The sequence below is a fragment of the Glutamicibacter sp. AOP38-B1-38 genome (assembly GCF_052377485.1).
In the GTDB taxonomy this organism is placed as follows: domain Bacteria; phylum Actinomycetota; class Actinomycetes; order Actinomycetales; family Micrococcaceae; genus Glutamicibacter.
Genome location: NZ_JBQSWU010000011.1, coordinates 60916 through 81036, shown reverse-complemented (window position 1 = coordinate 81036; position 20121 = coordinate 60916). Strand labels below are relative to the sequence as shown.

Sequence of the window (20121 nt, the reverse complement as noted above, 5' to 3'; positions counted from 1 at the left end):
ACAAAGCTCGTATGCTGAAGGTAGCCGAAAGGAGATCACCATGAGCCCTCTGCCCAGCATGGACCCGGAAACCGGACTGCCGCAGAGCAGCAACCAGTTGGCGATCTCCTACGCCGAATCCACTCTCGACAATCACGCGGCCCATCTCGTTGACAGCTACCGGAAGATGCCCATCGAAGGCGTATACAAGGATCTGGACAGCGTCGCGGAGTACGTGGAGCTTATGGAAAAGCTGGGAGGGCTCTCGGCGGGCGAAAGCTCCGAGGCCCAGGGCTGGACCGTCGAATAGCGCAAGGGGCTAGGCGCCGGTGATCCGGCCCAGTTTCGCCGCGGCGCGCCGGATGAGGTTTTTCGGCAACTGGCTTTGCACTTGCGGCATCGCGATCGCCGCGTGTTCCTGCGCTTCGACGGTGTTGTTCCAGTATGCCTGGCTCTTGGTGACCGTGGAGGCATCGGGCTTATAGGGCGGGGTGTGGAAGGAGAGGTGCGGGCGCTCCCAGGCGATATTCCTGCGCAGCACCCGCGCCGGGGTGCCCGCGGCGATGACGTTATTCGGGATCTTGCCGGTGACCAGGCTGCGGTAGCCGATCACCGAGCCGTCCCCGATGCTGGTCCCGGCCAGCAAGGCGGCCTGCGCGCCGATCCAGACATGGCTGCCGACCGTGATGTCCTTGGCCGGGTTGATCCGCTTGCCGGTTTTCACATCGAAGATCGGGTGCCCGTCATCGGCGCGGAACTGGTTTCCGCTGGCGATCATCACATCATCGCCGAAGCGCACGGTCACCCCCTCCACCGCGCTGACCAAGGCCTTGGCGGTGGTGGTCAGGTCGCGGCCGATCTGCACCGTGGCATCCTGTCCGATGCGGATGTTCAGCTGCCAGCCCTTCTTCTTGCTGGGGCCGATGAGCAGCGTCCCGTTGTCACAGTCGAACACCAGGTCCAGCCGGCCGATCTTGGCCTCCGGGTCGACCAGCACGCGGTTGTTCTTCCCGCGGATCTTGATCGTTATGTTCTTCTCGAAGACGGTGGGGGACTCGATCCGGTTCCCCAGCTCATCCTCGTAGCTGCTGAGCGCGGTAAGTTCAATCACGCTGATGACTCTAGGCGGTCAAGCCGGCCGGCGGGCCGGATCCCGGCCGATTCGCAGGGCACTGCCAGCTGCTTCATCCTTGGCGTGCAGGTGGTGCAGACTAGCGGGCGCGCAGGTCCTCGAGGAAGGAGTCGGCGCGTTCGAGGTTCAGCGCGAGCTTATTGCGCTTCTCGGTGGCCCGCTGCAGGTAGTCCGCGAGCAGGGCGCGGGCGGGCGCATTCTGCGGATCGCCGGCCAGGGTATCCACGGTGTCCAGCAGCGAGCCCATTTCCTCCAGGGTGAAGCCCAGCGGCTTCATCGAGCGGATGACCAGCATGCGCGCCAGATCGGCGGCGGTGTAGATCCGGAAGCCGCCCTCGCTGCGCGTGGTCGCCGGCAGCAGGCCCACCTCGTCATAGTGGCGGATGGTGCGCTGGGAGAGGCCCGTGGCCTCGGCGATGTCCCCGATGTGCATTCTCGACGCGGCCTCGGTCCCGGTTGGCTTGTCCATGTGGTTCTCCTTTGTCCCTCGGATTTAAACTCTACCCTTACGTTAAGGTAGGTTTTAAATCGGTTGCTGCGCCGCCGGGGCCATTCCCACCCCCGGCCAGGTTTAGCCCGGCGCAATGGCGCGCACACCCCACTGATTCTATGCAATGCGGCGCCCCCGCGCTCGCCCCATCCTTTGAACGGAGCCATCAATGGCCACGAAAACCACGGCAGCACCCCCGGTTCCCACGCCGGAAGAGCGCCAATCGGTGCTGCGCACGCTCAAATCCCCGCGGCTGCTCAAGACCGAGGTGCTCGCCGGGCTGGTGGTGGCCCTGGCGCTGATCCCCGAGGCCATCGCCTTTTCCATCATCGCCGGGGTGGATCCGCGCCTCGGGCTCTTCGCCTCCTTCACCATGGCGGTGTCCATCGCCTTCCTCGGCGGGCGGCCGGCGATGATCTCCGCGGCCACCGGCGCCATCGCGCTGGTCATCGCGCCGCTGGTGGCCAGCCACGGCATCGACTACTTCATCGCCGCGGTGATCATGGCCGGCATCTTCCAGGTGCTGCTCGCGCTGCTCGGCGTGGCCAAGCTGATGCGCTTTATCCCGCGCCAGGTGATGGTCGGCTTCGTCAACGCCCTGGGCATCCTGATCTTCCTCTCCCAGGTGCCCGAACTGCTCGGCGTGCCCTGGCTGGTCTACCCGCTGGTGGCTCTGGGATTGCTCATCGTCTTCGGCCTGCCCAGGCTCACCACCGCCGTGCCGGCCCCGCTGGTGGCCATCGTGGTGCTGACGCTGATCACCGTCTTCGCCTCGCTGGCCGTTCCCACCGTGGGGGACAAGGGCCAGCTGCCCGAATCCCTGCCGGCACTGTTCTTCCCGGATGTGCCGCTGAACCTCGAAACCCTGCAGGTGCTCTTCCCCTACGCGCTGGCCATGGCCTTCGTGGGCCTGCTCGAATCCCTGATGACCGCCAAGCTGGTGGACGACGTCACCGACACGCGCTCGAATAAGACCCGCGAGTCCTGGGGGCAGGGCGCGGCGAATATCATCACCGGCTTCTTCGGCGGCATGGGCGGCTGCGCGATGATCGGGCAGACCATGATCAACGTCAAGGCCTCCGGGGCGCGCACCCGCATCTCCACCTTCCTGGCCGGGGTGTTCCTGCTGATCCTGGTCGTCGTCCTGGGCGATATCGTGGCGCTGATCCCGATGGCAGCGCTGGTGGCCGTGATGATCTTCGTATCGGTGGCCACCTTCGACTGGCACAGCATCAAGCCCGCCACCCTGCGCATGATGCCCAAGAGCGAAACCACCGTCATGCTGGCCACCGTCGTGGTCACCGTCGCCACGCACAACCTGGCCATCGGCGTGGGCGTCGGGGTGCTCACCGCGATGGTGCTCTTCGCCAACCGGGTGGCCCACCTGGTCACCGTCGAACGCCGCCTGGAGGAGCACTTCGGGGAGCAGATCGCCAAGTACGAGGTCAACGGAGAGCTCTTCTTCGCCTCCTCCAACGACCTCTACACCCAGTTCCACTACGCCGAGGATCCGGACCGCGTGGTCATCGACATGTACAACTCGCACCTGTGGGACGCCTCCACCATCGCTTCGCTGGATGCCATTACGGAGAAGTACGAGAAATACGGCAAAACCGTTCAGATCGAGGGCCTGAATACCGCCAGCCTGAAGATGCGCGAACGCCTGGGCGGAAAACTCGGCGGCGGGCACTAACCCGGACGAAGTTCTCCACAGCCCGTCGGTGCCGGCCGCGCACGCCCGGAAACGGCGTGATGATGGCTGCATGAGTATTTCCCAGCTAGCGGCCGGACTGACCGGACTGCGTGAATTCGTGACCGGGAGCATCCCGCAAGGCGCCATCGCCGTGCTCCTTGAGGTCATGGAGCTGTGCCTGGAGGTACTGCAGAAGCTTTCGGCGCGGCTGCGCGACTCAACGGACCCGCGGGTGGCCGCCGCCCACGCGCTGTGCATCGAAAACATCTTCCGCTACGCCGTGCGCGAGCAACTTCGCTCGGCGGCCCACTGCGAGGGAACCGGCGCGCATCTGCTCGCCGAAGAAGAGCTGAGCGCGGTGCGTGACCAGCGGGCAGATTATTCCCGCCCGGCACGCCAGGAATCCGGTCGCACCCTCTACCGGAATGCCGCCGAGTTCACCGCCGGCTGGCTCGGGCTGGAATTCCACGAGGCGGACCGGCGGGTGCGCGACGCCCACCTGCTGGTGGCCCGGCGCAATATGGACGGCAGCGCACTCTCGCCGCGCTTCGCAGAACTCGCAACGCTGCATTCGGCGCATGAAAGCCTCGACCCACGACGTGTCGCGAAAACCGCCCGCAGCCTGGAGCAGCTGGAACCGGCAGATACCAGCTTCCAGGGCGCACCACTGGACCCGGTGGCAACGCACCACGACGGCCGGCCGATGCAGGCGCACGCGGTCAAGCTGCTCACCGAAGAAGACCTGGCCACCGGGGACAAGAAATTCTCGGACCTGCTGGCCGGCTACCGCAAATCCCACGAACCGGCCGCCGAGCCCGAATGCGGGTTCTTCAGCCGCGGCACCCGCAACGGGGTGGATACCTACCTGGTGCGCGTCAAGGGAGCCCAAGCCGAGCAATTCCGCTCATTTGTCGGACAGGCGGACAACCCGCGCACGCGAAGCGGCAAGGCGGCGCGCGCCGCCAAGCAACCGGCGCCGGCCCCCGAGTCGCTGTTCGACAGCGACCGGCCCGCCCCCGCGTGGGCGCAGATCCCGGATGAGCAAGAATCCTGCGCACCGGACACCGACGGAAATCTCGCTCCCGGCCCGGAGGCGCCAGCAGAGCCCGCGGATCATGCAGCCGAAGCGGATCAAGCCACGGTGGCCCAGCGCCGCCTGAACGCGCTGCTCGCCGCCTTGACCCACTCGGCACCGGGCGCCAAGACCGTTACCCCGCAGATCCTGGTGAACATGCAGGCGCAGAACCTCGAAGATCTGGCCCAGGCCAAGGGGCTGACCGCACACGGTGTGGAACTTGAGCCCGGCGAGCTTCGCCAGCTCCTCTGCGATGCCCACATCATCCCGATCGTCTTCGGCGGCAAGGGCCAGGTGCTCGATGTGGGCAGATCCCAACGGCTCTTCCCGGAGCCGATCAAGCGAGCGGCCTTCGCCCGGGACCGCGGGTGCATCGTGCCCGGATGCACGGCCCCGCATGAAATGCTCGAATACCATCATTGCAACTGGTGGGAACGCGGCGGAAAGACCTGCGTGGAAAACTGCGCGGTGCTCTGCCGGCAGCACCATACGGCAATCCATCGAAGATTGCTGAGAATTGTCATGGTCGATGGCCTGCCGCACATCCTGCTGCCCAAATATCTGGACCCGGCGCAAATACCGCGGCGCAATAACTACTTCTCCGCCGTCGCCTGACGCGAGCCTGCCCGGAGCCCGGGAGATACCGGCTCAGTAGCGCATCCCACAAAGATTGAGTTGGTATCGCTTGTGAGTCTCTGGCATGATTGGAAGGTACTCGATTTATTGTGGACCCTCTCTCCGTGATAGATCCTGTCCTTTTTTAGAGTTGAACTAGTACGGCCTGCCCCACAGGCGCGAAACGTTTGGCTCGCCCATGTTGAGAAACAGGAGACCACTAAAGTGGCCGTAAAGATTCGTCTGAAGCGCTTCGGTAAGATGCGCGCACCTTTCTACCGCGTTGTTGTTATGGACTCGCGCGCCAAGCGCGATGGCCGTGCCATCGAGGAGATCGGCAAGTACCACCCAACCGAGAACCCATCGGTTATCGAGATCGATTCGGATCGTGCACAGTACTGGCTGTCCGTTGGCGCTCAGCCAACCGAGCAGGTACACGCACTGCTGAAGATCACCGGTGACTGGCAGAAGTTCAAGGGCATCGAAGGCCAGGAAGGCACCTACCAGGTTGCCGAGCCTAAGCCAGCATTCGTTGCTCCTGATAAGGGTTCGGTGATCCTCAAGGAGGCCATCACCAAGAAGGCTGAGAAGCCAGCTGCCGAGCCGGCAGAAGCTGAAGCCACCGAGGCCGAGTAATCATGCTCGCCGATGCGCTGGACCATTTGGTTCGCGGGGTAGTCGAGGAACCGGAAGACGTCAGGGTTGCCCTGAAGTCCCACCGCCGCGGCGACCTGCTCGAAGTGCGGGTGCACCCGGATGATCTCGGTCGTGTGATCGGTCGCCAGGGACGTACCGCACGGGCACTGCGTACCGTGATGGCAGCGTTGGCTAAGGAGCCGATTCGTGTTGATGTAATCGACACCGATCGTAGCCGCTAGCCAAGCAACTTTGAGGTCAGGCGCAAGCTGATCTCACCACAGAAGGAGTTTCCGCTCAACAGGGCGGAAACTCCTTCTCGTGTTTCACCCGCCAGCTTTTGGCACCACAGCGCGTGGCACCGTCCCGTGAATCCAAGGAGAATGATCACCAGATTATGCGATTGCAGGTAGCACGTATCGGCAAGCCCCACGGAATCCGTGGCGAAGTGACCGTTCAGGTCCTCACCGACGTCCCAGATGAGCGTTTCGCACCCGGAGAGGTGCTCCACGTCATCGACGGTCCGGTCAAAACCTTGACCGTCAGCAAGTCGCGCTGGAACAAAACCATTCTTTTGGTCGCCTTCGAAGAAATCAAGGACCGCAACACCGCAGAAACCCTGCGCCAGGCCCGCCTCGAAATCGAGGTCACCGGCGAGGAAGAAAGCGAATCGGACGAATGGTACGAGCATGAGCTACTCGATCTGAAGGTGATGCACGAAGGCACGCAGGTCGGTGTGATCACCGCGCTGCGCACCAACCCGGCACAAGACCTCTTGGTCTTCGAGGACAACAATGGCGAGGAGATCTACCTGCCGTTCGTGGACGAATTTGTCCCCGACGTTGATCTGGAAGCCGGCACGCTGACCATTACCCCGCCATCCGGGCTGCTGCAGCTGAACCAGGACGATTCCGAGGAAGAAAAGTAAGCATGATGCGCATCGACGTAGTCTCCATCTTCCCGGAGTACCTAGCACCGCTGGATCTATCGCTGATTGGCCGCGCCCGCGAGGGCGGCATCCTCAACTTGAACGTCACCAACCTGCGTGATTTCACCACCGACCGCCACCACAAGGTCGACGACACGCCATTTGGCGGCGGCGCCGGCATGGTGATGATGCCTGAGCCCTGGGGCCAGGCGCTGGACACCGTGCGTGCCTCGGCCCCGGCGGATCGCAAGCCAATCTTGATCGTTCCTTCCCCGGCCGGAGCAGTATTCGACCAGCAGATGGCCTATGACCTCGCAGAAGAAGAGCACTTGGTCTTCGCTTGCGGCCGCTACGAAGGAATCGACGAGCGCGTCATCGAATACGCGCACGAGAACTTCACCGTCATTCCCGTCAGCATCGGGGACTACGTGCTCAATGGGGGAGAAGTAGCGGTGATGGTCATGGTTGAGGCCATTGCCCGACTCATCCCGGGAGTGATCGGCAACCCGGAATCCCTGGTTGAAGAATCCCACTCGGATGTGCTGCTCGAATACCCGGTATACACCAAGCCTGCCGCTTGGCGCGGCCGCGAGGTGCCGGAGGTATTACTCGGCGGCAACCACGCGCGAGTGGCGCGCTTCCGCCGCGACGAACAGATTCGCCGCACCGCCACCCGCCGCCCGGATCTCATTCAACTGCTCGATGCGAGCAAGCTGAACCGCAAGGACCGCGACGCGCTCTGGCACTCCGGATTCGCCGTCGTCGACGGTGAAATCATCGCAAAATCGGAGCTGGACTGGGCTAAAGAGTCCTAGATCACCATCGAGCCGGGTGCGCGTGCTCGCGCCCCTAGGCAGAATATGGCAAAATTGTTTCTTGGTGTGTTTTTGTCCTACTCCTGCCACAGGGGGATGAGGGACACGGGAAAACCGCCGCATCGGCAGCGACAGGCTGCCGGTGGTAACACGTTTCGGAGAGATCGCCTTATCGGTCGATGGGCTCCGCTACGAGGATTCGGTGACCTGTGGCATTGATCCTAGAGGATGCACAATGCATATTCTTGACTCAGTAGATGCAGCTTCGCTGCGCTCCGACGTTCCAGCCTTCGCTCCGGGTGACACCCTGAAGGTTCACGTCAACATCATCGAAGGTAAGAACTCGCGTGTTCAGGTTTTCCAGGGCTACGTCCTTGGTCGCCACGGCTCCGGCCTGGGCGAGACCTTCACCGTGCGTAAGGTTTCCTTCGGTACCGGTGTTGAGCGTACCTTCCCAGTCCACTCCCCAATCATCGACAAGATTGAGGTAGTGACCAAGGGCGACGTGCGTCGTGCAAAGCTTTACTACATGCGCGATCGTCACGGCAAGGCTGCACGTATCCGCGAGAAGCGCGACTTCAGCGGCAAGAAGTAATCTCTGTTCTCTGATGAACGAGATTGCTAGCCCTGAGCGAGCAATCACGAAGCGCCGGACCTGGTTTTGGGTCTGGCGCTTCGTTGTTCTCGCCGTTATCTGTGGCCTTATCACCACCCTATTCATCCGCGCACTGGTGCTGGATGTCTACCGCATCGAGTCCATCTCCATGCAGAGCACCCTCAATCCGGGGCAAAGCGTCCTGGTCGACCGTCGCGCCTATGCCGGCGCCGATCCGCAACGCGGGGATGTGATCGTCTTCGACGGCCGCGGCTCATTTCTTCCATATGCCCGCGCATCCTTCGCCGATGACCTGCTCGGCGCGCTGCGCCTCAGTGGAACCGAAAATACCTATATTAAACGCGTGATTGCCGTCGGCGGCGACTCGGTAGAGTGCTGCGGTGTGGATGGGAAGCTCAGCATCAACGGTGTGCCGGCAGACGAGCCCTATATATATGCAGGAGATGCGGCCAGCGAACAAGATTTCTCGGGGGTCGTCCCGGAGGGTCGATTGTGGGTCATGGGCGATCACCGGTCAAGGTCTGAAGATTCCAGAGCCCTCCTCGGATCCAGTGGCGGCGGGATGATCAGTGTTGACCGGGTCGTCGGCAAGGCCACGCAGATTGTTTGGCCGCTGGATCAGCGCACCGGCATCGAGTAATAAGCCCGCAACATCCCCGAGTTGGCGAAAAACTTTAAAAACTTTTCACTCAGCGCGAATATCCCCAAATGATAAATGCTTGAAAATACAAGCTTTTCTGGTGTGGCTGAGAATTCATTGCGAATTCTCAGGTCGCACTTAGCTGACTAGCGATAAGTAACCGAACTGCAATCTTAAACTATTTCCCTGGTTCGGCATCGATTCGAGACAAGATCCTTCGGTGATGGAATGACAAGGGTAAATGTTCGCGTGAATATCTCCGTTTGTTGGACTCGCTCCTTGAAACTCCCTCTGTAAAACCGATATTGTTTCAATTTGGTAACAACACACTGCTCTGAAGTGCGCCCAGACCGGGTCGCGACCTTCAAGCGATCGCACCACTTAACTGGGAGAAGCATTAATGCCAAAACCAAAGAACATGACTGCGCAGCGTGGCATCGTCGCTGCCGCGGCCACCGCACTGGTGGTTGGCGGTAGCTTCATTGCTCCCGCAGTTGCAGCCGATAAGGCTGAAAGCACTCCGGCACCGTCGCAGAGCCCAAGCGCTACGCCATCGGCCTCGGATGTTGCAGTTGACACCAAGGGCTTGGACGAAGCAATCGAGCGCGACTTGAACAAGTCGCCAGAGAAGTACCTTGAAGATGCAAAGGCAAACGACACCGTTGCCGAGGTCACCAAGAAACTTGAAGCCGAAGGCGTAAAGGTCAAGGCCAGCGTCAAAGACGGCAAGGCCGAGTTCAAGGTTGCCGCAAAGGACGCGAAGAAGACGAAGGATGTAATTGCATCATCCGCCGCCCCCCTCGAAGCCGAGCTAGTTACTGTCCCAAAGATAACTAGTGTCAACGAGCTGTACTCCGAGGTAGTTGAGAAGGTTCAGCCTGAAGAAGTTGAACAACTGACGGCTATCTTGGACACCGAAGAAGGGCTTCAGATCATTGCGGGTGGCATTGCCAGCAATGAAGGTCCAACGAAGATGAACGGAAAGTCCTCTCAGCAGGACAAGTCGGCCAGCCCACGCGCTTCGAAGTCTGCAGTCAAGAACAAGCTCACTTTGGATGCATTCGCCGCACAAGCCGGCGTCGACCTGGTGGAGACTGAGGGTGAAGGCAAAGCAAGCGCCAGCGCCATCGAAGATATCTACGGTGGAATGGGATACGGAATCGCTCCATCAGGGCAGGATCCGACATTCCTTTGCTCTGTAGGCTTCAATGCTTGGAACCCATCAGGCGCTGACGCGATTATCACTGCGGGACACTGCACGCAAGACGGTGCAATGACCGACACCTACGTAGTTGAGCATGGCGACCCGGATCAGATCGAGGGTATTAGCAACAAGCTTGGCACGTTTGGCTTCAGCCAATTCGGTGGCCCGAACAATTCCGGCACGCCAGGTGTTCCGGAGAAGCCGGAGCTTGGTACCGACATTGCCGTTATTGACGCGATCAACCCCGATCTGATGTTGCATGACCAGGTTTCGGAATGGCCAGCGAACCAGGACGAGCGTGAAAGCACCATTCAGGTTACTGGAGTAGCGACCGCTACTGTTGGTGCCCAGGCTTGTTCCTCGGGACGCACTACCGGATGGAGCTGCTCAGAAATCATTGGTGAGGGCTTGTTCTTCGTAGGTGGCTACGATGATGACGTCCGCGCTGTCTGGGGCTACACCGCGCCAAACCCGAACCAGAGTGTTTTGGACCAGGGTGACTCGGGTGGTGCCGTGCTCATCGGCAACAAAGCAGTCGGTATCAACTCGGCGAACTCCGGTGGCGAAGATGGTCTGGAAGACACTGCCGATGACCTTGCCTTCTACACTGGTTTAGTTGATGCACAGGAGCGCATTTCAGGCGTTGCCGACTACCAAGTGAAGTTCTTAGTGGAGGCACCAGCTCAGACCTCGCCAGCAACTGGCGCTGAGGTCAAGCCGGGAGCAACCATCACCGGTAAGGTTGAAGGCGCTTCGGCAGGCACCCAGGTCCGTATCGTTGTCGACGGCGAACTGTACAAGCTTGCTGATGTCAAGGCAGACGGAACCTTCTCCTTCGTCGCACCTGCAGAAGAAGGCGAGTTCAGCTTCCGCATGACCGCAGTGAACGGCTTCAACAAGTCGGGCAATGCAACTGGTTCGGTACTCGTTGCGGCGCCGGAGCCAACTCCGACTCCAACTCCAACTCCTACTGAGGAGCCAACCGCGACTCCTACCGAGGAGCCAACGGCTACTCCAACTGAGGAACCTACCGAGTCGGCTACTCCTACCGAGGAGCCAACGGCTACTCCAACTGAGGAACCTACCGAGTCTGCTACTCCAACTGAGGAGCCAACGGCTACTCCAACTGAGGAACCTACCGAGTCGGCTACTCCAACTGAGGAGCCAACGGCTACTCCAACTGAGGAACCTACCGAGTCGGCTACTCCAACTGAGGAGCCAACCGAATCGGCTACTCCTACCGAGGAGCCAACCGAGTCGGCTACTCCAACGGAGAAGCCAACTGAATCGGCTACTCCAACCGAGTCGGCAACTCCAACGGAGAAGCCAACCGAATCGGCAACTCCAACCGAGGACGATTCCGAAGAGCCTACCGAGGCTCCAAAGGATGACCAGACTCCAACCAAGTCGCCTGAGCAGAAGGACCCGCTGGCCGATACCGGTTCCAGCACCGTTCCGCTGATCGCCGCCGGTGGAGCCCTGGCTCTCGTAGGCGCAATGTTCCTGCTGTTCCGCCGCGGAAACCGTCGCCACAGCTAAGGGATAATCCCTAAACGGTTGTAGCTTCGGCCGCGACCCGAAAGTGCCCCGCTACCGGCAACGGTAGCGGGGCACTTTCACTTGGCACACATGTGCCTCACCGAATACTTTGCAGAAGCCCAGTTATCATCTTCCTAGGTGATCCTAATGACCTTGAGGCGGTAGTACCATGTTCTACAAATCCCCATCAGCTCGTCGTTCACTTGCACTGGCATCCACCGCAGTCGTCGCAGGGCTCATGCTCTCCGGTTGCGGGCAGGCGTCCACCAGCGGCGAGGGAACTAGTGAACCTACCGGCAGCGAGAATGTTGTGGACCAAAACGCACTGCTAGAAACCAATGACGCATTGTCCGCCACCTTGGGGGAGGACTATGTGCAGGGCTGGATCGAAGACGGCAAGCTCAACGTGTCGACCACCGACGAGAGCCAGATGAAGGCCATCGAGGAAGCCGGTGCGCAGCCGCACCTGGTGGATTACTCCGCCGACGACCTTCGCCAGGCCATCAAGGACGTGATGAAGTGGCAGGCAGGGCTGGAATCCCCGCTGAACGTTTCGATCCACGGCTACACCCTGAACCCGAAAATCGGTGGACTGACCCTGTCGGTGGATTCCAGCCACCTGGAGGAAATCAAGACCCTGCTGGAAGCGGAGAAGCCACTGGGTGGCGTCCCGGTCGAATTCCAGAAGAGCGGCGGCATCGCCACCCGAGCCAACTAGCCGGTAGTGGAAAAGGTCGGCCAAGCACATCTGATGCTTGGCCGGCCTTGCACGTTAAGCCGCGATTTTTACGCGCTGAGCTGGCCTCCGGCGCAATGACCTGCGCGCCAAGTAAGATGAGAAGTATTGCATGACAGTGAAAGGTAAGAAACCGAACGTGAGCGCCGAATCCGCAGAAGTACCCCCAGCGCGGGGCCCGTTGTACCGGCTTTGGCGATTTGTACGAGAAGTGCTGATCATTCTCGTCATCGCTATTGCGCTCTCCTTGCTCATCAAGACGTTCTTCTTCCGCGCGTACTACATCCCCTCGGGGTCGATGGAGAATACGCTGCAGATCAACGACCGCATCTTCGCCAACCTGATGACTCCCGGCCCGTTCGACCTCGAACGCGGCGACGTGGTGGTCTTCCGCGACGACCTGCAGTGGCTGCCGCCGCTGGAAAACGACCCGACTGCCTTGGAGAACGCACTGTCCTGGGTTGGCATCCTGCCGGCCGCCGACGAGCAGTACTTGGTCAAGCGCATCATCGGCATGCCGGGGGACACCGTCGAGTGCTGCAGCTCCGATGGCAAGCTCACCATCAACGGCGAACCCATCGACGAATCGTACATCTTCGCGGGCGACGCACCGAGCGACATCAAGTTCCAGGTGACGGTTCCGGAGGGAAAGGTCTGGGTCATGGGTGATCACCGCGGCGCCAGCGCCGACTCGCGCTTCCACGTCGATGTCCAGGGCGGCTTCGTGGACCTGGAGTCCGTCCAGGGCCGCGCCTCGGTCATCTCCTGGCCGCTGAACCGACTCGGCGGGATCGACACCCACGAAGAAGTCTTCGCCAACGTCCCTGACGCAGGCAGCAACTAGGCCCCGGCCCATGGCCACGACTAAGGCACAGCCCACGACCCTGGAGCACGAACGGGCCTTGGCGGCCGAGCACGGCGTGCGCTTCATCGGCGCGGCGGATGAGGTGGGCCGCGGCGCCTTGGCCGGCCCCATCACGGTGGGCGTCAGCGTCATCGACATGCAGCAGGTGACCGAATTCCCCGAACTGCGCGATTCGAAGCTGCTCACCCCCGCGCGCCGCGAAGAACTTGTGACCCCGGTGCGCGAATGGGCGCTCGGCTACGGCGTGGGGCATGCCAGCGCCGCGGAGATCGATCAGCTCGGGGTCACCGGGGCGCTGCGCCTGGCCGGCACCCGCGCCGTCGCACAGAGCGCCGTGGCCCCCGAGGCGATCCTCTTGGACGGCAGCTACGACTGGCTCACCGCTCCGGAGCAGGATCTTTTCGACCTGCTGGACGATGAGCGCGAACCGGTGGGGCTGCACATTCCGGTGCGCACGATCATCAAGGGAGATATGACCTGCCAGGCGATCGCCGGCGCCTCGATCCTGGCGAAGGTGGAGCGCGACGGGATCATGGTCCAGGCCGCCACCGAGTATCCGGCCTTCGGCTGGGAAATCAACAAGGGCTATGCCACCGCCACGCATCGGGCGGCAATCGAAAAACTTGGCCCCTGCAACCTGCACCGGAAAAGTTGGAACTTGACTTCCAAGCCCGAAAAGGCCCAAGGTAAAACCTAGAGACAAAGGACGAACCATGGCTGCCGAAGACCTCGAAAACTACGAATCAGACCTCGAATTACAGCTGTACCGCGAGTACAAGGCCGTGGTGGGGCTGTTTAACTATGTGGTGGAAACCGAACGCCGCTTTTATCTGGCGAATCAGGTCGATGTGAAGACCCTGACCGATTCCGGCGAGGTGTACTTCGAGCTGAACCTCACCGACGCCTGGGTCTGGGATATCTACCGCCAGGGCCGCTTCGTGAAGACCGTGAAGGTACTGACCTTCAAGGATGTGAACGTCGAGGAACTGAACCGCGACGAACTGCAGATCCCCAAAGAAGGATTGCAGGGCTAAACGCACCGAACGCACGAAGGCTCCCAACCAGCAACTGGTTGGGAGCCTTCCGCGTGCTCAAGTGCTTACGCTAGTGACTAGTCGGTCATGCCGTCGACGAACTCGCGGTTCTCTTCCATCCACTGCTTGACCAGCGGCTGGTAGTCGTCGGTGTCGTTCTCGACGAACAGCAGGTTCTCCAGATCGTAGAGGGTCTCCAGATCCATCTTGAAGTCGCCCATCCACTTGGCTACCTCGGCGTGGTCGTCGGCGAAGCCGGTGCGGCTGAAGGTGTGAATGCCTTCGGCGTCACCCAGGGAGCCCTTCGGGTCTTCCAGGTTCTTCACCGGGAATGCGGCGTTCGCCCAGTGTGGCTCCCAGAGGGTGACCACGATGTTCTCGCCGTTATTTGTCGCGGTCTCCAGCTCGGTGAGCATCGCGGCGGTGGAGCTGGTCAGGAATTCCATATCGTCCAGACCGTACTCCGGGATGGCCGCCTCGTTCATGGCCTCGGTCAATCCGGCACCGGGCTCGATGCCCACGATGCGGTTGTTGAACTTGTCCGCGTTCGCCGCCAACTCGTCCAGTGAATCGATCGGCGCGTCCTCGTTGACGGCTACGGTCAGCCGCGACTCGGTGTTCCATGCGCCCAGATCCTCGATCTCGTCGCCGTAGTCTTCCAGGTAGGAGGCGTGCGTGACCGGCAGCCACACGTCGGTGGTCAGGTCGTAGTCGCCCGAGGACAGTCCCTCAAAGAGGGGAGCGACGTCGGAGTTGGTCAGCTCGACCTCGTAGCCCTTTTCCTCCAGCACCGCCTTCCACAGCTCGCTGCTGGCAATGCCTTCATCCCAGCCGTTGAAGACCGCGATATTCAGCTTCTTGTCTTCTCCGGCGGCTTCGTTTCCGCCATCGTTGCCGCAGGCGGTCAACGCCAGGGCGCTGGCGGCGAGAACCGCTCCAACTTTGAAGTAATTGCGTTTCATGATCGTGTTTCCTTTCGGTGTGGCGGTCAATTCCGCCGGATTCATTGGTGATTCAGCACGGGGTTCAGGCCGCGAGTTCTTGTTCCTTCGCCTTGGCTGCGGCCTTGCGGCGCTTGGCGAACCAGGTGAAGAGCCCGGACTGCCGTCCGAAGGCATTGGTCAACCGATCCAGGATCATCGCGAGGATCACCACGCCCAGTCCTGCCTCGACGCCCAGTGCGGTATCCAGCCGGCCCAGCGAGGCGATCACGTCGCCGCCTAGGCCGCCGGCACCGACCATGCCGGCGATCACGACCATGGACAGCGAAAGCATGATGACCTGGTTGACGCCGGCCATGATGGTCGGCAGGGCTAGTGGAAGTTGGATCTGGCGCAGGATGCGCCCGGGGGAGGAGCCGAAGGCCTGGCCGGCCTCGACCACTTCCCGATCCACCGAGCGGATGCCCAGTTCGGTGAAGCGCACGCCGGGGGCCAACGCGAAGGCGATCGTGGCCACGATGCCCGGGGCCACGCCGACGCGGAAGAGCATCAGCGCCGGAATCAAGTAGACGAAGGCCGGCATGGTCTGCAGGAAGTCCAAAAATGGCCGGACGATCTGCGAGAAGGTCTGCGACTTGGCCGCCCAAATCCCCAGCGGCAGCGAGATCAACAGCGCCCAGAAGGTTGCCACGAGTACTAGAGCCAGAGTGATCATGGCGTTATCCCATTGGTCCATGCCCACGATCAAGACCAGCCCGAGCGCCGCGCCGAGCATGAACTGCCAGCCGCGGGCGAAGAGCGCAATGAGTGCCACCAACGCGATGATGATCGAGAAGTGCGGAGTGCCCAGCACGTAATAGACCCCGTCATACATCTCCACGAAGATCGCGCGCAGAAAATCGAAGAACGGGCCCAGATTGTCTACGACCCAGTTGACGCCCTTTTCGGCGGTATCTCCAACCGGAATAATGAAGTCGTTCATTAGTTTTCCTCCCCGGCGCCCTGCAGGGCCGCGCTGACAACATTGCCCGGCAGCGGTTGATCCAGCACCGTCATTTCTTCGGTCGGTGGGGCAGTGGAAGCCAGGGCCGCCAGCAGCGTCACCCGCGGGATCACTCCCAGCAAGCGGTTCTCGCTATCGGTGACGGTCACCGGCAAGGGGGACTCCACCGAGGGAACGAACAGGTCGATCAGCTGCGTGTCGCGGTTCACCGATTCCAGCGGCTGGATCTTCGAGGCGATGGAAGTCTCGCCCTGGCGGACCAGCTTCAGCGCGTCGCGGTCGGTGATCATCCCCAGCACCTTGCGGTCCCGGTCGGTGACGATCGCCGCGGAGAGGAACATCTCGTGCATGGTGCGCAGGGCGTTGCGCGGCCCGGCCGTCTCCTGGATGACCGCCCTAGTCGGCTCGAGCACCGAGGAGGCGGTCAGCACACGGGCGCGGTCCACATCCTGCACGAACTGGGCCACGTAGTCGTTGGCCGGATCCATCAGGATTTCCTCCGGGGTGCCCACCTGGACGATCTGCCCGTCGCGCATCACCGCGATCCGGTCCCCGAGGAACATCGCCTCATTCAAATCGTGGGTGATGAACACGATCGTCTTACCGAGCTTGGCTTGCAGCTGAACCAGCTGTTCTTGCATCTCGCGGCGGATCAGCGGGTCAAGGGCGGAGAACGCCTCGTCCATAAGCAGCAGTTCGGTGTCTGCCGCCAGCGCCCGGGCGATGCCCACGCGCTGCTGCATGCCACCGGATAGTTCGCTGGGCATCTTGTCGCCCCAGCCGGTCAAGCCGACCAGATCCAAGGTTTTCGCGGCGGTGGACAGCCGCTGGGCCCGGCCCACGCCCTGCTGCTCGAGCGGGTAGGCCACATTGGCCAATACGGAACGGTGCGGCAGCAAGGCGAAGTGCTGGAAAACCATAGAGACACGTTTTCGCCGCACCTCGCGCAGCTTCGCGGCCGACATCCCGGTGATCTTGTCTTCCCCGACGGTGATCTGCCCCGAGGTAGCGTCCCACAAGCCGTTCAGCGTGCGGATCAGCGTGGATTTGCCCGAGCCGGAGAGGCCCATGACGACAAAAATTTCGCCTTCTTTAACTTCAAAGGAGGCATCGATAACGGCTGCGGTGTTCGATGCAGGCAGATCTTGCCGCTTCGTACCGGCTTTGAGCTTCTTCACCGCTTCCTGCGGTTTGCGACCGAAGACCTTATACAAGTTCTCGACCTTGACGGCGATGTTGCTGGTCATTGTCTCCACTGCCCGTCTACCTGTGAAGGCACGGGCCGATTGGGGACCACAAGCCGCGGTCGCAGCAGTCGAATCCTCGAACTAAAGATCGCTGGCACTCGCTTCTTGCTTGCACGGCCCGAAGTAAACCTCCAGCTCGTGCAGGGTCCTTGATTCTTTTATTCTTGGTCGACACAAACTGCATGTCGAGACCGGATATCCACACTAACAAATTGCCGGAGAATTGTTCTCTGGCTAAGTGCAAAATCCTCCAATATCATGCTCCTAAAACCTCAACTTATCGCGGATTCTAGGCGCTGAATCGCAAGTTACCCAATTGTTATAGACGGTGGGTCAAAATCCTGGTCAGCGATCCGATCTCCGGCTGACCCATAGAGCCGCTTGAATCCGGACAGTGCGGTTCAATCGGCGCCCGCACGCAAGCAGAATTCCGGCTTCGCGGGTCCGGTGCGCAATGTGCCGAGTTAATGGAAATCTTGCCAAGTTGAATATTCATGAAGATTATTTCCGGGAACGAAGTTTCTTGGTCGCCGTATTTCAAACGCCCAATTCTTCGTAGACGAACGACCGAAATTGAAGACGGGGATTTATCAAATATCAGCAAGAGCAACGCTGAGTAGGCCTGTTTTATAGATAGTTATGCATGCGTAAAACTCCGTGGGCAAATTCAGAATCCATGGAGAATCCAAAGGGATGCGAGTTTCAAGAATTCGCTGGTTGGTCGTTATTCCATGAAAGTTGCGCACCATCATGATTTCGATTCACCAAGTTGCGAGGACTCCAGAAGTGGCGAATAGTCCGATGCTCCGAGTGCCGCGGCCCCTTTGGCTCGCTGTCGCGCCCGCAATCAGGGATTGCCGTCGGTGGGAAACGGATCCAACCAGCAGATCGGTTCGGCGGGGAGGTCCTCCGATGACTGGATTTTCCTGAATCCACGGTTTCTCCACAACTGGTAGCCAGGCAACACGCGTTGAACCCGTGCGCCCGCATGATGAATGACAAGTCATGAGTCCTATATGAAAGTTTCGTCATGAAAAACAAACACCAAGTTCTCGGTGCGCAAGGCGAACAAGCCGCCGCCGACTACCTCACCGCACAGGGTTATACGATCCTCGATCGCAATTGGCGCTGCAAATCCGGGGAGCTCGATCTGGTGGCGGCAGACGCCGACGGGTTTGTGCTGGCAGTCGAAGTGAAAACCCGAAGCTCGATACGCTATGGCACCGGCTTCGAGGCGATTACTCCGACGAAATATCGTCGCCTGCAACGATTGCTGATCCAATGGAGCCAAGCCCGCCAACGCTACATCGGCATCTTGCGGATCGACATCGTGGAGGTCTACCCCAAGGCCGCGGGGTTCAGCTGCGAACATCACCAGCAGGTGCGGGCATGAGCGTGGCACGCACCTGTGCGGTCGCGCTGCACGGGGTGCAAGCCGCGCTGATCGATGTGGAGGCGGACCTTGGCAACGGCATTCCTGGATTCCTGATTCTGGGCCTGCCGGATGCCTCCCTGAACGAGGCCCGCGAACGAATCAAAGCCGCCGCCCGAAACAGCGGGATTCCCCTGGCCAACCGGAAGCTCACGGTGAATCTCAGCCCGGCGACGCTGCCGAAATTCGGCTCGGGCTTCGACTTGGCGATCGTCATCGCGGCCTTGGCCGCGGACAACCAGCTGTCCGTGCCAGCACGGACGATCTTCTTAGCCGAGCTGGCCCTGGACGGTACCTTGCGGCCGGTGGCCGGGGTGCTGCCCACCGTACGGTTTGCGCTCGGCGCTGGCTACACTCATGTGGTGGTGAGTGCCGCTAACGCCCAGGAGGCAGCGCTCGTCCCCGGTATGCGGGTTACCGGGGCGGAGCATCTCGGAGAAGTGCTGGAATTTTGCGGGGCACCGGTGGAAAGCATTCGCACCTACCTTCGGCATCGGCGCCAACCCACCGAACAAGTGCCCGCGGCCGATGAGCCACCCCAAGATCTATGCCTGGTCAACGGCCAGCTCGAAGCCAAGCTGGCCTTGGAAATCGCAGCCGCGGGCGGTCACCATCTGATCATGGTGGGACCGGCCGGAGCGGGCAAGACGATGCTGGCGCGCTGCCTGCCGGGCATCCTCCCGCCGCTCGATGACCCCGACTCGCTCGAAGCGACGGCGATCCATTCGATTACCCGCGGCGGGCAAGGCGGCATCAAGCAACTTCAACGAACGCCTCCCTTCGTCGCGCCACACCATACCGCCTCGGCGTCGGCCTTGCTCGGCGGCGGAAGCAGAGCCATTCGCCCCGGTGCGATCACCCGGGCCCATGCCGGAATATTGTTCCTCGACGAAGCCACCGAATTTCAAGCCGGTGTGCTCGATGCGCTGCGCCAACCGGTCGAGGAAGGGCGGATCAACCTCGCCCGAGCCAGCGGACATCAACAATTGCCTGCGCGTTTCCAACTGATCTTGGCCGCCAACCCGTGTCCTTGCGGACGCAACTTTGGAACCGGCACCGCGTGCACCTGCACCCCCAACGCCCGGAGGCGCTACTTCTCCAAGCTTTCCGGACCCCTGCTGGACCGCATCGACCTCCAGGTTCGCATGAACGCGGTCACCGGCCAGCAGCTGCTCGGGCGGGATGCCGTTGAAGCCAGCGCACAGGTCCGCGAACGAGTTCTGCAGGCCCGCGCGCGGGCCACCGAAAGACTCAAGCCTTGGGGGCTGAATTGCAACGCACGCCTATCGGCCAAGGTCTTGCGCCGAGAACTTCACTACCCGCAGGCCACGCGGCGGGCGCTGGAACTCATCTCGGAGCAGGCGGATCTTTCGGCCCGCGGCATGGACCGCATGCTGCGTGTCGCGTGGACCATAGCCGACCAGCAAGAACACCAAGAGCCGACGGTGGACGATCTGGACGCCGCACTGCATTTTCGGCAAAACCTCGAGCCCCGATAGGA

The 20121-nt window shown here is 61.3% G+C and carries 21 protein-coding genes; 16 read left to right on the top strand and 5 right to left on the bottom strand.

Going from position 1 to position 20121, the window contains the following annotated elements; all coding sequences use genetic code 11:
- Positions 1 to 40: 40 nt before the first annotated feature.
- On the top strand, positions 41 to 289 hold the full coding sequence (locus tag ACT3TP_RS08315; RefSeq protein WP_105569149.1) for a hypothetical protein: 249 nt from the start codon (positions 41 to 43) through the stop codon (positions 287 to 289).
- A gap of 9 nt (positions 290 to 298) precedes the next feature.
- Here the strand turns inward: ACT3TP_RS08315 and ACT3TP_RS08310 are convergent, their stop codons facing one another.
- On the bottom strand, positions 299 to 1090 hold the full coding sequence (locus ACT3TP_RS08310; protein WP_444620356.1) for an acyltransferase: 792 nt from the start codon (positions 1088 to 1090) through the stop codon (positions 299 to 301).
- Positions 1091 to 1190: 100 nt separating this feature from the next.
- Positions 1191 to 1544: a MerR family transcriptional regulator gene (locus ACT3TP_RS08305; RefSeq protein WP_255248495.1), complete on the bottom strand. Its 354-nt coding sequence runs from the start codon at positions 1542 to 1544 to the stop codon at positions 1191 to 1193.
- A gap of 226 nt (positions 1545 to 1770) precedes the next feature.
- Between ACT3TP_RS08305 and ACT3TP_RS08300 the strand changes: the two genes are divergently transcribed.
- From ACT3TP_RS08300 to ACT3TP_RS08240, 13 genes are all read left to right on the top strand, one after another.
- Positions 1771 to 3294 carry a SulP family inorganic anion transporter gene (locus ACT3TP_RS08300; RefSeq protein WP_444620354.1) on the top strand — a complete coding sequence of 508 codons (1524 nt, stop codon included), beginning with the start codon at positions 1771 to 1773 and terminating at the stop codon, positions 3292 to 3294.
- A gap of 70 nt (positions 3295 to 3364) precedes the next feature.
- A complete protein-coding gene (locus ACT3TP_RS08295) occupies positions 3365 to 4984 on the top strand; it encodes an HNH endonuclease signature motif containing protein (protein WP_096287854.1) in 1620 nt (539 codons plus the stop codon).
- Positions 4985 to 5209: 225 nt separating this feature from the next.
- Positions 5210 to 5620, top strand: coding sequence for a 30S ribosomal protein S16 (gene rpsP / locus ACT3TP_RS08290; RefSeq protein ID WP_096287852.1), 411 nt, complete (start codon positions 5210 to 5212; stop codon positions 5618 to 5620).
- A gap of 2 nt (positions 5621 to 5622) precedes the next feature.
- Positions 5623 to 5862, top strand: coding sequence for an RNA-binding protein (locus ACT3TP_RS08285; RefSeq protein WP_096287850.1), 240 nt, complete (start codon positions 5623 to 5625; stop codon positions 5860 to 5862).
- 155 nt (positions 5863 to 6017) lie between these two features.
- On the top strand, positions 6018 to 6548 hold the full coding sequence (rimM, locus tag ACT3TP_RS08280; RefSeq protein ID WP_096287848.1) for a ribosome maturation factor RimM: 531 nt from the start codon (positions 6018 to 6020) through the stop codon (positions 6546 to 6548).
- 5 nt (positions 6549 to 6553) lie between these two features.
- Complete coding sequence (trmD, locus tag ACT3TP_RS08275) at positions 6554 to 7363, top strand: tRNA (guanosine(37)-N1)-methyltransferase TrmD (RefSeq protein ID WP_096287886.1); 810 nt, start codon at positions 6554 to 6556, stop codon at positions 7361 to 7363.
- Between the two features lie 235 nt (positions 7364 to 7598).
- Positions 7599 to 7958, top strand: a complete 360-nt coding sequence (gene rplS, locus ACT3TP_RS08270) for a 50S ribosomal protein L19 (protein ID WP_096287846.1) — start codon at positions 7599 to 7601, stop codon at positions 7956 to 7958.
- Between the two features lie 13 nt (positions 7959 to 7971).
- Positions 7972 to 8619, top strand: a complete 648-nt coding sequence (gene lepB / locus ACT3TP_RS08265) for a signal peptidase I (RefSeq protein ID WP_444620351.1) — start codon at positions 7972 to 7974, stop codon at positions 8617 to 8619.
- A 418-nt stretch (positions 8620 to 9037) separates the two neighbouring features.
- The gene (locus ACT3TP_RS08260; protein WP_444620349.1) at positions 9038 to 11362 is read left to right on the top strand and encodes a trypsin-like serine protease; all 2325 of its coding nucleotides are present in this window, start codon (positions 9038 to 9040) and stop codon (positions 11360 to 11362) included.
- A 169-nt stretch (positions 11363 to 11531) separates the two neighbouring features.
- Positions 11532 to 12080, top strand: a complete 549-nt coding sequence (locus tag ACT3TP_RS08255; protein WP_444620347.1) for a hypothetical protein — start codon at positions 11532 to 11534, stop codon at positions 12078 to 12080.
- Positions 12081 to 12237: 157 nt separating this feature from the next.
- Entirely contained in the window at positions 12238 to 12942 is a 705-nt protein-coding gene (lepB, locus tag ACT3TP_RS08250; protein WP_255248458.1) for a signal peptidase I, read from the top strand.
- A 10-nt stretch (positions 12943 to 12952) separates the two neighbouring features.
- Positions 12953 to 13660, top strand: coding sequence for a ribonuclease HII (locus ACT3TP_RS08245; protein WP_444620345.1), 708 nt, complete (start codon positions 12953 to 12955; stop codon positions 13658 to 13660).
- A 16-nt stretch (positions 13661 to 13676) separates the two neighbouring features.
- Complete coding sequence (locus tag ACT3TP_RS08240) at positions 13677 to 13997, top strand: DUF2469 domain-containing protein (RefSeq protein ID WP_096287037.1); 321 nt, start codon at positions 13677 to 13679, stop codon at positions 13995 to 13997.
- 77 nt (positions 13998 to 14074) lie between these two features.
- Here ACT3TP_RS08240 and ACT3TP_RS08235 read toward each other — a convergent pair whose 3' ends face one another.
- The 3 genes from ACT3TP_RS08235 to ACT3TP_RS08225 form a co-directional block, all read right to left on the bottom strand.
- The gene (locus ACT3TP_RS08235; protein WP_105552469.1) at positions 14075 to 14959 is read right to left on the bottom strand and encodes a glycine betaine ABC transporter substrate-binding protein; all 885 of its coding nucleotides are present in this window, start codon (positions 14957 to 14959) and stop codon (positions 14075 to 14077) included.
- A 64-nt stretch (positions 14960 to 15023) separates the two neighbouring features.
- Positions 15024 to 15920, bottom strand: coding sequence for an ABC transporter permease (locus ACT3TP_RS08230; protein ID WP_096287035.1), 897 nt, complete (start codon positions 15918 to 15920; stop codon positions 15024 to 15026).
- Positions 15920 to 17188: a quaternary amine ABC transporter ATP-binding protein gene (locus ACT3TP_RS08225; protein ID WP_105552020.1), complete on the bottom strand. Its 1269-nt coding sequence runs from the start codon at positions 17186 to 17188 to the stop codon at positions 15920 to 15922. Before ACT3TP_RS08225 ends, ACT3TP_RS08230 begins: the two co-directional genes overlap by 1 nt.
- A gap of 1030 nt (positions 17189 to 18218) precedes the next feature.
- Here ACT3TP_RS08225 and ACT3TP_RS08220 point away from each other — a divergent pair.
- Together ACT3TP_RS08220 and ACT3TP_RS08215 are read left to right on the top strand one after the other, a co-directional pair.
- Positions 18219 to 18581 (top strand): YraN family protein, encoded by a 363-nt coding sequence (locus ACT3TP_RS08220; protein WP_105552021.1) that lies wholly within the window; start codon positions 18219 to 18221, stop codon positions 18579 to 18581.
- Positions 18578 to 20119 (top strand): YifB family Mg chelatase-like AAA ATPase, encoded by a 1542-nt coding sequence (locus ACT3TP_RS08215; protein ID WP_105552022.1) that lies wholly within the window; start codon positions 18578 to 18580, stop codon positions 20117 to 20119. Before ACT3TP_RS08220 ends, ACT3TP_RS08215 begins: the two co-directional genes overlap by 4 nt.
- Positions 20120 to 20121 lie beyond the last annotated feature (2 nt).

Bases quoted from the DNA above. Each gene is read 5' to 3' on its own strand.
- ACT3TP_RS08315 (WP_105569149.1), top strand. From the start codon at position 41: ATGAGCCCTCTGCCCAGCATGGACCCGGAAACCGGACTGCCGCAGAGC.
- ACT3TP_RS08305 (WP_255248495.1), bottom strand. From the start codon at position 1,544: ATGCACATCGGGGACATCGCCGAGGCCACGGGCCTCTCCCAGCGCACC.
- ACT3TP_RS08300 (WP_444620354.1), top strand. From the start codon at position 1,771: ATGGCCACGAAAACCACGGCAGCACCCCCGGTTCCCACGCCGGAAGAG.
- ACT3TP_RS08295 (WP_096287854.1), top strand. From the start codon at position 3,365: ATGAGTATTTCCCAGCTAGCGGCCGGACTGACCGGACTGCGTGAATTC.
- ACT3TP_RS08285 (WP_096287850.1), top strand. From the start codon at position 5,623: ATGCTCGCCGATGCGCTGGACCATTTGGTTCGCGGGGTAGTCGAGGAA.
- rimM (WP_096287848.1), top strand. From the start codon at position 6,018: ATGCGATTGCAGGTAGCACGTATCGGCAAGCCCCACGGAATCCGTGGC.
- trmD (WP_096287886.1), top strand. From the start codon at position 6,554: ATGCGCATCGACGTAGTCTCCATCTTCCCGGAGTACCTAGCACCGCTG.
- rplS (WP_096287846.1), top strand. From the start codon at position 7,599: ATGCATATTCTTGACTCAGTAGATGCAGCTTCGCTGCGCTCCGACGTT.
- lepB (WP_444620351.1), top strand. From the start codon at position 7,972: ATGAACGAGATTGCTAGCCCTGAGCGAGCAATCACGAAGCGCCGGACC.
- ACT3TP_RS08260 (WP_444620349.1), top strand. From the start codon at position 9,038: ATGACTGCGCAGCGTGGCATCGTCGCTGCCGCGGCCACCGCACTGGTG.
- ACT3TP_RS08255 (WP_444620347.1), top strand. From the start codon at position 11,532: ATGTTCTACAAATCCCCATCAGCTCGTCGTTCACTTGCACTGGCATCC.
- ACT3TP_RS08245 (WP_444620345.1), top strand. From the start codon at position 12,953: ATGGCCACGACTAAGGCACAGCCCACGACCCTGGAGCACGAACGGGCC.
- ACT3TP_RS08240 (WP_096287037.1), top strand. From the start codon at position 13,677: ATGGCTGCCGAAGACCTCGAAAACTACGAATCAGACCTCGAATTACAG.
- ACT3TP_RS08235 (WP_105552469.1), bottom strand. From the start codon at position 14,959: ATGAAACGCAATTACTTCAAAGTTGGAGCGGTTCTCGCCGCCAGCGCC.
- ACT3TP_RS08230 (WP_096287035.1), bottom strand. From the start codon at position 15,920: ATGAACGACTTCATTATTCCGGTTGGAGATACCGCCGAAAAGGGCGTC.
- ACT3TP_RS08225 (WP_105552020.1), bottom strand. From the start codon at position 17,188: ATGACCAGCAACATCGCCGTCAAGGTCGAGAACTTGTATAAGGTCTTC.
- ACT3TP_RS08220 (WP_105552021.1), top strand. From the start codon at position 18,219: ATGAAAAACAAACACCAAGTTCTCGGTGCGCAAGGCGAACAAGCCGCC.
- ACT3TP_RS08215 (WP_105552022.1), top strand. From the start codon at position 18,578: ATGAGCGTGGCACGCACCTGTGCGGTCGCGCTGCACGGGGTGCAAGCC.